The organism is Burkholderia sp. PvR073 (genome assembly GCF_054055695.1).
Map to the genome: position 1 here is coordinate 1,258,712 of NZ_JBSRXO010000001.1, position 13,313 is coordinate 1,272,024.

11 protein-coding genes are annotated in these 13,313 nt (G+C 65.9%); 9 read left to right on the forward strand and 2 right to left on the reverse strand.

Features of this window, described 5'->3' with window-relative positions; all coding sequences use genetic code 11:
* Complete coding sequence (locus ACVK00_RS05575; protein WP_284893217.1) at positions 1-900, forward strand: SMP-30/gluconolactonase/LRE family protein; 900 nt, start codon at positions 1-3, stop codon at positions 898-900.
* Positions 901-1,176: 276 nt separating this feature from the next.
* Here the strand turns inward: ACVK00_RS05575 and ACVK00_RS05580 are convergent, their stop codons facing one another.
* Entirely contained in the window at positions 1,177-1,581 is a 405-nt protein-coding gene (locus ACVK00_RS05580) for a hypothetical protein (protein ID WP_284893219.1), read from the reverse strand.
* Complete coding sequence (locus ACVK00_RS05585) at positions 1,548-2,774, reverse strand: DUF6402 family protein (RefSeq protein WP_354123225.1); 1,227 nt, start codon at positions 2,772-2,774, stop codon at positions 1,548-1,550. Before ACVK00_RS05585 ends, ACVK00_RS05580 begins: the two co-directional genes overlap by 34 nt.
* A 334-nt stretch (positions 2,775-3,108) precedes the next feature.
* Between ACVK00_RS05585 and ACVK00_RS05590 the strand changes: the two genes are divergently transcribed.
* From ACVK00_RS05590 to ACVK00_RS05625, 8 genes are all read left to right on the forward strand, one after another.
* Positions 3,109-3,612, forward strand: coding sequence for a MarR family winged helix-turn-helix transcriptional regulator (locus tag ACVK00_RS05590; protein ID WP_175656803.1), 504 nt, complete (start codon positions 3,109-3,111; stop codon positions 3,610-3,612).
* Between the two features lie 222 nt (positions 3,613-3,834).
* Positions 3,835-4,665 carry a p-hydroxycinnamoyl CoA hydratase/lyase gene (locus ACVK00_RS05595; RefSeq protein WP_105832604.1) on the forward strand — a complete coding sequence of 277 codons (831 nt, stop codon included), beginning with the start codon at positions 3,835-3,837 and terminating at the stop codon, positions 4,663-4,665.
* 47 nt (positions 4,666-4,712) lie between these two features.
* Entirely contained in the window at positions 4,713-6,161 is a 1,449-nt protein-coding gene (locus ACVK00_RS05600; protein ID WP_284893225.1) for an aldehyde dehydrogenase, read from the forward strand.
* Positions 6,158-8,065 carry a feruloyl-CoA synthase gene (locus ACVK00_RS05605; RefSeq protein ID WP_284893227.1) on the forward strand — a complete coding sequence of 636 codons (1,908 nt, stop codon included), beginning with the start codon at positions 6,158-6,160 and terminating at the stop codon, positions 8,063-8,065. The genes ACVK00_RS05600 and ACVK00_RS05605 overlap by 4 nt, the downstream gene beginning before the upstream one ends.
* 229 nt (positions 8,066-8,294) lie before the next feature.
* The gene (gene mhpT, locus ACVK00_RS05610; RefSeq protein ID WP_284893230.1) at positions 8,295-9,500 is read left to right on the forward strand and encodes a 3-(3-hydroxy-phenyl)propionate transporter MhpT; all 1,206 of its coding nucleotides are present in this window, start codon (positions 8,295-8,297) and stop codon (positions 9,498-9,500) included.
* A gap of 63 nt (positions 9,501-9,563) precedes the next feature.
* Complete coding sequence (locus ACVK00_RS05615; protein ID WP_284893232.1) at positions 9,564-10,712, forward strand: porin; 1,149 nt, start codon at positions 9,564-9,566, stop codon at positions 10,710-10,712.
* A 28-nt stretch (positions 10,713-10,740) separates the two neighbouring features.
* Entirely contained in the window at positions 10,741-12,462 is a 1,722-nt protein-coding gene (locus ACVK00_RS05620; protein WP_284893234.1) for a tannase/feruloyl esterase family alpha/beta hydrolase, read from the forward strand.
* A 231-nt stretch (positions 12,463-12,693) separates the two neighbouring features.
* Positions 12,694-13,311, forward strand: a complete 618-nt coding sequence (locus tag ACVK00_RS05625; protein ID WP_175741035.1) for a 3'-5' exonuclease — start codon at positions 12,694-12,696, stop codon at positions 13,309-13,311.
* Positions 13,312-13,313: the final 2 nt, after the last annotated feature.

The window sequence follows — 13,313 nt, forward strand, 5'->3', positions numbered from 1 at the left end:
ATGCAACAGATTCATCCGGGCGCGGCGGCGCTGCTGGTCGACAGCCGCAACACGCTCGGCGAAGGCGCGACGTGGTGCGACGCGACGCACACGCTGTACTGGACGGACATCGAAGGCGCGCGGCTGTGGCGTTGTCGCGCGGACGGCTCGGGCCTCGCGCAGTGGCCGATGCCCGAGCGGCTCGCGTGCTTCGCGCTGACGAATGCGCCGGACGTGCTGCTCGTCGGGCTCGCGACGCATCTCGCGTTCTTCGATCTGCGCAGCGGGGCGTTCACGCGCATCGTCGACGTCGAGCCCGATCTGCCGACGCGGCTGAACGACGGCCGCTGCGATCCGTTCGGCGCATTCGTGTTTGGGATGAAGGACGAAGGCGGCGACCCGCCGCGCGCGGTCGGCGGGTTCTATCGGCTCAATCCCGACCTCACGCTCGAACGGCTTGCATTGCCGGCGGCCGCGATCGCGAACAGCATCGCGTTCTCGCCGGACGGCACGAAGATGACGTTCTGCGATTCGATGGTGCGCGAGATCCTCGTGTGCGATTACCGCGCGGACGGCGACGTCGCGAACGTGCGGCCGTTCGCGCGGCTGACCGATGCGGACGGCGACCCGGACGGCTCGACGATGGATCGCGACGGCGGCCTGTGGAACGCGCAGTGGGGCGGCCGGCGGGTCGTGCGCTACGGGCCGGACGGCGTCGAGACGGACCGCGTGGCGGTGCCGACCGCGCAGCCGAGCTGCGTGACGCTCGACGGCGAAGGCCGGCTGTACGTGACGAGTGCGCGCGTCGGGCTGAGTGACGACGCGCTGGCGAGCGATGCCGATGCCGGCGGCGTGTTCGTCGCGCAGACGCGCCATGCGGGGCTGCCGACTGCGCGGTTTGCGGGGACACGTACCGGATGAATGGCGGGTGTGGACGGCAGGTTCTATCGGCTGGCAGGCAAAGAGCCGGATTTACGAAAGATGTGCCTTGAACGAGGCTGATCAGCCCTCGTCTTTCTCAGAGGAATTCACGCGCGCCGCATCCGCGATATGAATGCCGCGCGGAAAACATGATCGCGGAATGACGCGGCTACCTTCGTGGACGAAGCAGCGGCACGACTCGAAGTGACGCAGAAAAACGAAAGCCCCTGGCTTGTGAAGGTTCGGGGGCTTTTCTTTTACACACAATCACCACAATTAAAACAAAGGTAGTCTGGCGCGAATCCAATCCCATTTGGTAGGTGGAATCGCAAGCAACTGCATCACATCACTGCTTGAACTATCGTAATATACGATCCCGCCAACACCATCTATCAATTCTCGCTCAGTTGCCGAATTTACGTAGTATGAGAAATAGCGTTGAGCGCGCAATTCTCCAGCCCCATCAAAAAGCTGAAATCTCACTTCATGCCCATTTCGAATATTCGCACCACACAGCTTTGCGTAATATTCCACACCTCCAAATTCTTTCTTCCCTCCATTTAGTTCTTTTTCAAAAAAATCACACCGACCATAATTTGGCCTGGTCATATTAATGGAAAAGCCAATCAGCAAAAACACAAGAACGGCTAGCCCAGTGATTCTGACGGCGCTAATCTGCATATTTCACCAAGTTTTATTTCAACAGGTTTCTTCAATTTCAGATAGACGGGTTTTGAATATATCATAAAGTCCCCGCCCCTATGATGCTTGGCGCGCCACCGACTGTAGTCTGAGTTGTAGACCGGATAGAACACGTCAGGCTCTTTGAACTTCCCGAAAAGGCTTTTTCTCGTGTCCACGGGCTTGTTGATGCTTTTTACCCAGATATCCACATCAGTAGCATGCTTTGGCGAACTAGACGCAGACCCACTTATCACGGGCCCCGGTGCGATGATCACGCCACGCTTGTTCCAATGTCCCAAATATTGAATTCCATTAAATGAGTAGTTGTCTTTTACGTAAACATACACATGCGTAATTTTTGCGATGGCGTTCAGGCAATAAAAATTGCTCATTTTCTCGTATCTATAATATTTTTCACCAGAAATTTCAAGATTGCCTATGGCTGCGTATATATTAAAATTCGCCAAAGCTCCCGTGAGGTCGGTTGGTGTGAGATTTTCGAGCGTGTCCCAATTGCTGATCGAAGCAAGCTGAAATTGCCAATCGATATGGAATTGACGGATGTCAGACAAGAATTGAGCCGTATTGATATTGAGATTTGCTCTTCGGTCTTCTGAGAACATTTTGTTAATTTTTGCAAGAATTTTTGTTTTTGCTTCGACTATGGCGGGGTCTCGATAAATATCGTCAGCAAGAAGCTTTTCATATTTCCTTCGAACACTTCCAAATTGCAACGTCCAGTCAAGGGTTACGCTATCACTGTCTATTGGTTGAATTGACTTGGCGTTATCATTATAAATGTGCTCGGAACTCGCGAACCAAATGCGTGCGAGTTTAGCCGATACCCTCCAGCCCAAGTTATCCATCGCAATAGTTACATCTTGCAAATCAAAGGGCGGGGGATTCTCGCAAACTTCGGCCTCTTCTTGCTTTGGTGGTTCTTTGGTCTTCGGCTGTTGCTTCGGCTGCGGTGCTTCTGCTTGCTTCTGAGTTTTGGGAGGCTCCACTACCGGCTTTGGTGGCAGTGTAGGAGGAGGCGGCGGTTTTTCGCCCGGAGCTAATCTGTCGATTGATACAGTTTTTTGAGTCTCAAGCGGGATGCACCCTTGTGCGCCCTCGTACTTCTTCAACTCCGGCCCTAGCAAACCTTTTTGCGGTTTATAGTAAGATATCTTTTTTACGTTGGCCATAAATAGGTTTCGCCAATAGATTGATAGATTGTTTCAGGGTAATTAACAAAAAAACCGGTCCCGTATTAACCCTTGTCGGTTCCAGTATCGAGGCCACTCGAACCATGTGTAGATTGGAGTGAAGCTGTTCTTTTACCCTGTCACAAAGTGTCGAACCATTTTCAAGATGAGAATTGATTGTTTTTGGTAATTTAATTAGCATGCCGACCGATAATTTCGTACTTATACGAGGTAACTGAGAATATGGAGGTACGCTGAGAGTGATGTCGCGACTATGCGTTCGCCCCCGTCGACGTGCTGGTAAGATGGCCCGCAATTCCATCCCGCCCGCACCATGAGTTCCGCACCGACCAAGCCCGCGCAGCCGAAGAACACCGCGAAGAACGCCGCCCGCGCGACGGGCGACAAGCCGAAGGCGCGCGCGCCGCAGCGCCTGACCTACGTGATCGGCGGTCTCGACCGGCTGCTGCGCCGGCATATGACCGACGCGCTCGCACCGCTGGGCATCACGCTTGCGCAATACACGGCGCTGTCGGTGCTGGAGGCGCGTGGCGCGTCGTCGAATGCGCAACTGGCCGAGCGCTCATGGATCACGCCGCAATCGGCGAACGAAGTGATGAGCGTGATGGCCGCCCGCGGTTTCGTCACGCGCGAAGCCGACCCGTCGCACGGCCGCATCATCCTGCTGACGCTGACCGACGCAGGCGCTGCGATGCTGCGTGAATGTGAAGCCGTGCTGCGCCCGCTCGAGACGCGCATGCTCGGCGACATCTCCGCCGACGATGCCGCGCACGTGCAGCGCGCGCTCGAACTGTTCTCGCGCAACCTGCGCGGCTGACCGACCCCCTTTCGAACCTTCACGGCGCGGGCCGCTCGGCCCGCGCTCGCGTTGCCGGTCGCCTGACCGTTCCCCGATTCCGTCGCTTCCCGCGCCATGCGCTCCGGGTTTACACCGGCGCTCGTGTCGCTTGCAATATCAGGTAGCCTGATATTAAATGAAGCCGTCCGCAGCAGGAATGTTGCGCACCGAATCGCACAGGAACGAACGACAGGAACAGACATGAGCAAGTACGACAACCGCTGGCAGACCGTTGAAGTGAACGTGGAGGCCGGCATCGCGTGGGTGACGCTGAACCGTCCGGACAAGCGCAATGCGATGAGCCCGACGCTGAATCAGGAGATGCTGCAGGTACTCGACGCGGTCGAGTTCGACGACGACGCGAAGGTGCTGGTGCTGACCGGCGCGGGCAGCGCATGGACGGCCGGCATGGATCTGAAGGAATATTTCCGCGAGATCGACGGCGGCTCCGACGCGTTGCAGGAAAAGGTGCGGCGCGACGCATCGGAATGGCAGTGGCGCCGTCTGCGGATGTACAACAAGCCGACGATCGCGATGGTGAACGGCTGGTGCTTCGGCGGCGGATTCTCGCCGCTCGTCGCGTGCGACCTCGCGATCGCGGCGGACGAAGCGGTGTTCGGGCTGTCGGAGATCAACTGGGGCATCCCGCCGGGCAACCTCGTCAGCAAGGCGATGGCCGACACGGTCGGGCATCGCCGCGCGCTGCACTACATCATGACCGGCGACACGTTCACCGGCGTCGAAGCGGCGGAAATGGGCCTCGTGAACAGCAGCGTGCCGCTGGCCGGGCTGCGCGACGCGACGATCGCGCTCGCCGCGCGGCTGATGGACAAGAACCCGGTCGTGCTGCGCGCGGCGAAGCATGGCTTCAAGCGTTCGCGCGAACTGACGTGGGAGCAGTGCGAGGATTATCTGTATGCGAAGCTCGACCAGGCGCAGTTGCGCGACCCGGAGCGCGGCCGCGAGCAGGGGCTGAAGCAGTTCCTCGACGACAAGGCGATCAAGCCGGGCCTGCAGGCATACAAGCGCTGATATCACCGCCGACGCAACCGCAAGAGACAGGCAAGGCAGGAGACGACATGACCGACAGACGGATGCTGATCGGGGGCGAGTGGTGCACCGCCCGCGACGGGCGAACCTTCGACCGATTCAACCCCGCGACGGGCGCGCTTGCGTCGCGCGCGCCGGCGGCCGGCCTGGCCGACGCCGACGCGGCGATCGACGCCGCGCACCGCGCGTTCCCCGCCTGGGCGGCGCTCGCGCCGACCGAGCGGCGCCGCCGGCTGCTGAAGGCGGCCGACCTGATGGACGCGCGCCTCGACGAAATCATCGCGACCGGCGTCGCCGAAACCGGCGCGACGCCCGGCTGGCTCGGCTTCAACGTGACGCTCGCGGCGAACATGCTGCGCGAGGCCGCGTCGATGACCACCCAGATCGACGGCGACGTGATCCCGTCCGACGTGCCCGGCAATCTCGCGCTCGCGATGCGCGTGCCGTGCGGCGTGGTGCTCGGCATCGCGCCGTGGAATGCACCGGTGATCCTCGGCACGCGCGCGCTGGCGATGCCGCTTGCGTGCGGCAACACGGTCGTGCTGAAGGCGTCCGAAGCGTGCCCGGGCGTGCACGCGCTGATCGGCGCGGTGCTGGATGACGCCGGGCTCGGCGCGGGCGTCGTCAATGTGATCACGCACGCGGCGGCCGACGCGCCGGAACTCGTTGAGCGGCTGATCGCGCATCCGCACGTGAAGCGGATCAACTTCACCGGGTCGACGCATGTCGGGCGCATCATCGCGCGCCACGCGGCCGCGCACCTCAAACCTGTGCTGCTCGAACTCGGCGGCAAGGCGCCGGTGCTCGTGCTCGACGATGCGGATGTCGACGCAGCCGTCGACGCGATCGCATTCGGCGCGTTCTTCAACCAGGGGCAGATCTGCATGTCGACCGAGCGCGTGATCGCCGCGCGGCCGATCGCCGATGCGCTCGTCGAACGGCTGGCCGAGAAGGCGCGCACGCTGGTCGCCGGCGATCCGCTGGCCGGCCATCCGCTCGGCACGATGGTCGACGCGGCGGCCGCCGCGCGCGCGGCGTCGCTCGTCGAGGATGCCCGTGCGCACGGCGCGCGCTTGCCGCTCGGCTGCCGGATCGACGGCGCGACGATGCAGCCGGCGATCGTCGACGGCGTCACGCGCGACATGCGGCTCTATCGCGAGGAATCGTTCGCGCCGGTGGTTGCGATCCTGCGCGCGGACAGCGACGACGAAGCGGTCGCGCTCGCGAACGACAGCGAGTTCGGGTTGTCGGCGAGCGTGTTCAGTCGCGATATCGCACGGGCGATGACGCTCGCGCGACGGATCGAGTCGGGGATCTGCCACATCAACGGGCCGACGGTGCATGACGAGGCGCAGATGCCGTTCGGCGGCACCAAGGCGAGCGGTTACGGCCGCTTCGGCAGCCGTGCGTCGATCGCCGAATTCACCGAGCTGCGCTGGATCACCGTGCAGACCACGCCGCGTCACTACCCCATATGAGCGAGCCGACGATGAATGTAGCGACGCCCGAAAGCGGGCCGGTGAGCGACACGGGCGGCGTGCGCTATCGCGCGGCGGCCGTCGCCGTCGGCGCGGCCGAGATTCGCCGTGCGGAAAACGGCACGTGGTACCTGCGTTCGCGCGAACCGCTCGGCGACTACCCGACGCGCCTGACCGACTGCCTCGTGCGCGGCGCGCAAGCGCACCCCGACCGCGTGCTGGCCGCGCGGCGCGGCGCCGACGGCCGTTGGATCGAGATCACCTACGCGCAGATGCTCGAACGCGCTCGCGCGCTCGGCCAGGGTCTCGTCGATCTCGGGCTGTCGGCCGAGCGTCCGCTCGCGGTGCTGTCCGGCAACGATCTCGAGCATCTGCAACTGATGTTCGCGGCCATGCTGGCCGGCGTGCCGTACGCGCCGATCTCGCCCGCGTATTCGCTCGTGTCGACCGACTACGGCAAGCTGCGCCACACGCTCGGCGTGCTGCGCCCGGGTGCGGTCTTCGTCGCCGAACGCGCGCCGTTCACGCGTGCGCTCGACGCCACGTTGCCGGCCGATGCGGCGCTGATCGTCGCACGCGACGACGATGCCGGCGCGCACGGAAAGGGCCGCGCGGTGCCGCTCTCGCGCTTGCTCGCCACCGTCCCGCGCACGATCGACGCGATCCACGCGGCGGTCGGCCCCGATCATTTGGCGAAGATCCTGTTCACGTCCGGTTCGACGAAGCAGCCGAAGGCGGTGCCGACCACGCACCGGATGCTGTGCAGCAACCAGCAGATGCTGCGCCAGACGATGCCCGAGCTCACGCGCGAGCCGCCGGTGCTGGTCGACTGGCTGCCGTGGAATCACACGTTCGGCGGCAGTCACAACCTCGGCATCGCGCTGTACAACGGCGGCACGCTGTACATCGACGACGGCCGCCCGATGCCGGGCCGCTTCGACGAAACCGTGCGCAACCTCCGCGAGATCGCGCCGACGATCTACTTCAACGTGCCGAAGGGCTGGGAAGAGCTGACCGTCGCGCTCGAACGCGATGCCGCGCTGCGCGACACGTTCTTCTCGCGCGTGAAGCTGTATTTCTTCGGCGGCGCGGGGCTGTCGCAGGCCGCGTGGGACCGGCTCGACCGCGTGACCTACGCACATTGCGGCGAGCGCATCCGGATCATGGCCGGCCTCGGGATGACGGAGGCGTCGCCGTCGTGCCTGTTCACGACGGGGCCGCTGATGCGCGCAGGCTACATCGGGCTGCCCGCGCCCGGCTGCGACGCGAAGCTGGTGCCGTGCGGCGGCAAGCTCGAACTGCGTTTCAAGGGGCCGAACGTGATGCGCGGCTACTGGCACGCGGACGTCGATCCGCGCGACGTGTTCGACGACGAAGGGTATTACCGCAGCGGCGACGCGGGCGTCTTTGCCGATCCGCAGCGGCCGGAACTCGGCCTGCAGTTCGACGGGCGGCTGACCGAGGACTTCAAGCTGAGCAGCGGCACCTTCGTCAGCGTCGGGCCGTTGCGCGCGAACGCGGTGTCGAGCGGCGCGCCGTACGTGCAGGACGTGGTCGTCACCGGGATCAATCGCGACGACATCGGGCTGCTCGTGTTTCCGCGCGTCGACGCGTGCCGCGCGCTGGCGGGGCTCGCCGCCGACGCGCCGGTGTCCGACGTGCTGCGCGCACCGGCCGTGCGCGCGGCGTTCACGACGTGGCTTGCCGCGCTGAACCGGCATGCCAGCGGCGGTTCGACGTTCGTCGCGCGCATCCGGCTGATCGACACGCCGCCGTCGCTCGATCTCGGCGAAGTGACCGACAAGGGTTCGCTGAACCAGGCGGCCGTGCAGCAGCATCGCGCGGCGACGATCGACGCGCTGTACGACCCGGCGCGGCGCGATCCCGACGTGATTTACGCGTAGGGAGCACGAGCAGGCACAAGCAGGAACGAGCAGGGCCACGCAGGACCAAGCAGGCATAACGACCGGCCGGTCACGACACCGGCAGGCATTCTTGCGGCCAGCGAATCAGGTTGCCTGATAAAGGCGGCCGTTCGGACACACCTCGCGCGCCGATCCGCCACTGGCCGGCGGCGGCGCGCGGCGGCCGTTGCAGGGCCGACCGACGACAAGACATGGGATTGGAGACAGGATGAACACTTACGTTGCCGAAAAATCCACGGTCGCGACCACGCTCGCGCTGTGTTTCGCGGTTGCACTCCTCGAAGGGCTCGACCTGCAGTCGGTCGGGGTCGCCGCGCCGCGCATGGCGCGTGAATTCGGGCTGACCGTGTCGCAGATGGGTATCGCGTTCAGCGCGGGCACCTTCGGGCTGCTGCCGGGCGCGATGCTCGGCGGGCGGCTCGCCGACCGGATCGGCCGCAAGCGCGTGCTGATCGCGTCGGCCGTGCTGTTCGGGCTGCTGTCGATCGCGACCGCGCAGGTGTCGAGCTTCTGGATGCTCGTCGTCGTGCGCGTGCTGACCGGCATCGGCCTCGGCGGCGCGATGCCGAACCTGATCGCGCTGTCGTCCGAAGCGGTCGAGCCGCGCTCGCGCAGCAGCGCGGTGGCGACGATGTATTGCGGCATTCCGTTCGGCGGCGTGATCGCGTCGCTGATCGGCGTGCTGCTTGCCGGCGACACCGAATGGCGGCACATCTTCTACGTCGGCGGCGCCGGGCCGCTGCTGCTCGTGCCGCTGCTCGCGTGGTGCCTGCCGGAATCGCGCGCGTATCTCGACGTCGCCGGCACGCCGGCCGCGCGTACCAGCGTCGCGCACACGCTGTTCGGCGACGGCCGCACGACGTCGACATTCGCGCTGTGGATCAGCTACTTCTGCACGCTGATCGTCCTCTACTTCCTGCTGAACTGGCTGCCGTCGCTGATGGCCGCGCGCGGGCTCGACCGCGAGCATGTCGGCCTCGTGCAGATCGCGTTCAACGTCGGCGCGGGGCTCGGCGCGCTCGGCATCGGCGCGGCGCTCGACCGGATGCGCGCGTCGCGCGTGGTCGGCGGCATGTATGTCGGGATCGTGCTGTCGCTTGCCGCGCTCGCGGCCGCGCCCGGCTTCGCGTCGCTCGCGGCGGCCGCGTTTGCCGCCGGGATGTTCGTGGTCGGCGGGCAGTCGGTGCTGTATGCGCTCGCGGCGATCTATTACCCGACCGCGATGCGCGGCACGGGCGTCGGCGCGGCGGTGGCGGTCGGGCGGCTCGGTTCCGTCGTCGGGCCGCTCGCGGCCGCGACGCTGCTGGCCGCCGGTCGCAGCGCGCCGGTCGTGATCGGCGCGAGCATCCCCGTCACGCTCGTCGCGGCCGTCGCCGCGCTGGTGCTGATTCGCCGCCCGCAAGCAGGCGACTGACTTTCACGGTTTTTCGATGCGCGCCGTCAGAGCGCGCCTACTCAAGGTCTGGAGACACAACGAATGAACACGAAAACCAGGAACGGCCTGCTGGCCGCCGGCGCCTGCTGCGCGCTCGCCGCGCCCGGCGCGCACGCGCAGTCGAGCGTGACGCTGTACGGAATCATCGACACGGGCGTCGAGTTCGTGTCGCACGCGAACGCGGCGGGCGACCACGTGGTGCGCATGCCGGGCGTGACGGGCGAGCTGCCGTCACGCTGGGGCCTGCGCGGCACCGAGGATCTCGGCGGCGGCTACCAGGCGGTGTTCACGCTCGAAAGCGGGTTCAACGTGCGCGGCGGCGATCTCGGGCAGGGCGGGCGGCTGTTCGGGCGGCAGGCGTTCGTCGGGCTGAAGAGCGGCTTCGGCACGCTCGCGTTCGGCCGCCAGTACACGATGACGTATCTCGCGCTGCAGGGCGCGGACATCATCGGCCCCGACATCTACGGGCTCGGCTCGTTCGACGCGTACGTGCCGAACGGCCGCGCCGACAACGCGGTGACCTACGTCGGCACGTATCGCGGCGTGACGCTCGGCGCCGCGTATTCGTTCGGTCGCGACGGCGCGGGCACCGGCAACTCGCCGGGGCAGGGCACGTGCGCGGGGCAGGTGCCGGGCGACGCGGTGCAATGCCGCAACTGGTCGGTGATGCTCAAGTACGACAGCGCGTATTTCGGTGCGGCGGCGTCGTACGAGGAGCAGCGCGGCGGCACGGGCGCCGCCGCGAACTTCTTCGACGGCGTCGCGCCGGTCGCCTTCACCAGCAGCGGCGGCAAGGATGCACGCACGCACGTGAGCGCCTACGCGCAGGCGGCGGGCGCGCGCATCGGCGCGGGCTGGATCGGGCGGCGCGTGTCGACCGGTTCGCCGGCCGCGGCCGGCGCGCATTCGGACCTGTTCTTTCTCGGCGCGTCGTATGCGATCAAGCCCGACTTCGTCGTCGACGGCGAAGGCTACCGGATCGTCAACAGTGCGCACGACACGCGCGCGACGATGGCCACGCTGCGCGCGACCTATCTGCTGACCAAGCGCACGGCCGTCTACGCGCAATCGTCGTATCTGTGGAACAGCGCGCATGCGCGCTACGCGGTCAGCGGCGGCGGTGCCGGCACGACGCCCGGCCAGGGGATGGGTCAGCTCGGCGCGATGGTCGGCGTCCGGCACATGTTCTGATTCGGCAGCCTGACGAACGGGAGATATCGTGAAGAGAAAATCTGCATTCCTCTGTATCGCGCCGCTGTCGGCGGCCATGCTCGCCGGTTGCGGCGGCGACGATTCGGTCAGCTCCGCGCCGACGCATCTGAGCGCCGCGACGCCGGCCGCGATGACGCAGACCTGCGACGCGCTCGCCGCGAAGCTCGCGTATGCGAACACGTCGTTCACATCGGTGACGACCGCGGCCGCCGGCGCGCTGACGGTGGCCGGCAAGCCGATCGCCGAGCACTGCGTGATCGCCGGCAAGATGAACGAGCGCGTGAGCGCGGTGGACGGCAACACCTACGCGATCGGCTTCCAGATGCGCTTGCCGAAGGCGTGGAACGGCCGCTTCTTCTACCAGGCGAACGGCGGCCTCGACGGCAACGTCGTAACCGCGACCGGCGAGATCGGCGGCGGCGGGCCGCTGACCGACGCGCTGAACATGGGTTTCGCGGTGATCAGCTCGGATTCCGGGCACAGCGCCGCGCAGAACCCGTTGTTCGGCCTCGATCCGCAGGCGCGGCTCGACTACGGCTACGGCGCGGTCGATGCGCTCACGCCGATGGCCAAGCAGGTGATCCGGCTCGCGTACGGGAAGGCGCCCGACCGCAGCTATTTCGGCGGCTGCTCGAACGGCGGCCGTCACGCGATGGTCACGGCCGTGCGCAACCCGGCCGACTACGACGGGATCATCGCCGGCGACCCGGGCTTTCACCTGCCGAAGGCGGCGATCGGCGAGATGTACGGCGCGCAGCAGTTCGCGAAGATCGCGTCGGCCACCGGCTCGAACGGGCTGCCGGACATCCGCAGCGGCTTCAACGACGCGGAGCGCCAGTTCGTCGGCGCGAAGATTCTCGACAAGTGCGATGCGCTCGACGGCGCGACGGACGGCATGGTGCAGGACGTCGCCGCGTGTCAGGCGCACTTCAGCGTCGAGACGGACATCCCGGCCTGCGCGAACGGCACGCGCACCGGCGCCTGCCTGACGACCGCGCAGAAGAGCGCGCTCGAGAACGTGTTCGCGGGGGCGCGCAACAGCGCGGGCACGGCGCTCTACGCGAGCTTTCCGTACGATCCGGGTGTGGCCGCCGCCGGCTGGGCCGGCTGGAAGCAGTCGAATTCGATCACGCTCGACCCGGCCGCGATGGCGTTCACGTTCATGACGCCGCCGAAAACCGCCGCGACGCTCGCGAACCTCGCCGGCTTCGCGCTCGGCTTCGACATGGACAACGACGCGCCGGCGATCTTCGCGACGAACGGCGTGTACACGCAATCGTCGTGGTCGTTCATGACGCCGCCCGACGAGACCAACCTGTCCGCGCTGAAGTCGCGCGGCGCGAAGCTGCTCGTCTATCACGGTACCGGCGATCCGGTGTTCTCGTTCAACGATACGCGCGACTGGTATGCGCAGGTCGCCCAGGCAAACGGCGGCGATGCGTCGAGCTTCGCGCGCTTCTATCCGGTGCCGGGGATGAACCACTGCGCGGGCGGGCCGGCGGCCGACCAGTTCGACATGCTGACGCCGCTCGTGGCGTGGGTCGAGCAGGGGCAGGCGCCCGCCGCCGTCGTTGCCACCGCGCGCGACGCGACGAACGCGGTGCCGAATGCGGACGTGCCGAGCTCGTGGGGGGCCGGCCGCACGCGTCCGCTGTGCCCGTATCCGCAGGTCGCGCGCTACAACGGCTCGGGCGACGTGAATTCCGCGGCGAGCTTCAGTTGTCGCTGACGTAGCGGGTGTGCGGATGTGCCGATGGGTGCGTGGATCGGAACATCCGCCGTGGTTCCGCAGCGGCAATGGCGAGCGAGCCTGTGCGCATGGAAACGGCCGGCGGTGAGCCGCGCGTGACGAGGGCGTTTGCCGCCGCAGGCGGCGTCCCGGGATACTATGGCGCTTTCTTGTCGGCGCGATGCGTGCTGACCGACGTTCCTCGCCAGGTATCTTTCCTCCGATTCAACCATGCAAACCGTAGCGGTACTGGACTTCGAAACCACCGGGCTTTCTCCGAACCTGGGCGACAGGGCGACCGAGATCGCCGTGATCCTTCTGCGCGACGGCGAGATCGTCGACCGTTACCAGAGCCTGATGAACGCGGGACGCCGCATTCCGTCCGACGTCGTCGCGCTCACCGGAATCACGAACGAGATGATTGCGTCGGCGCCCCCGGTGTCGACGGTCATGAAGGAAGCCGCCGCGTTCGTCGGAAACCATCCGGTCGTCGCGCACAACGCCGGCTTCGACAAGCGGTTCTGGCAGGCCGAGCTCGGGATGCTCGGCATGGCGGCCGAGCATGCGTTTGCGTGCACGATGCTCGTCGCGCGGCGCATCTATCCGCACGCGCGGAGTCACCGCCTGTCGAGCCTGGCGGACATGCTGCGCTTGCCGCAGACGGGCCGCGCTCACCGGGCGATGGTCGACGCGGAGATCGCGAGCCATCTGTGGTGCCGGTTGCAGCGCGACATCGGCGCGACTTACGGCCTGCGGCACATCGATCACGGGCTCATGTCGCGCTTGCAGACGACGAGCAAGGCCAAGGTCGCGACGTTTTTCGGGTCATTGGCCGCCGACGGGCGCTGACA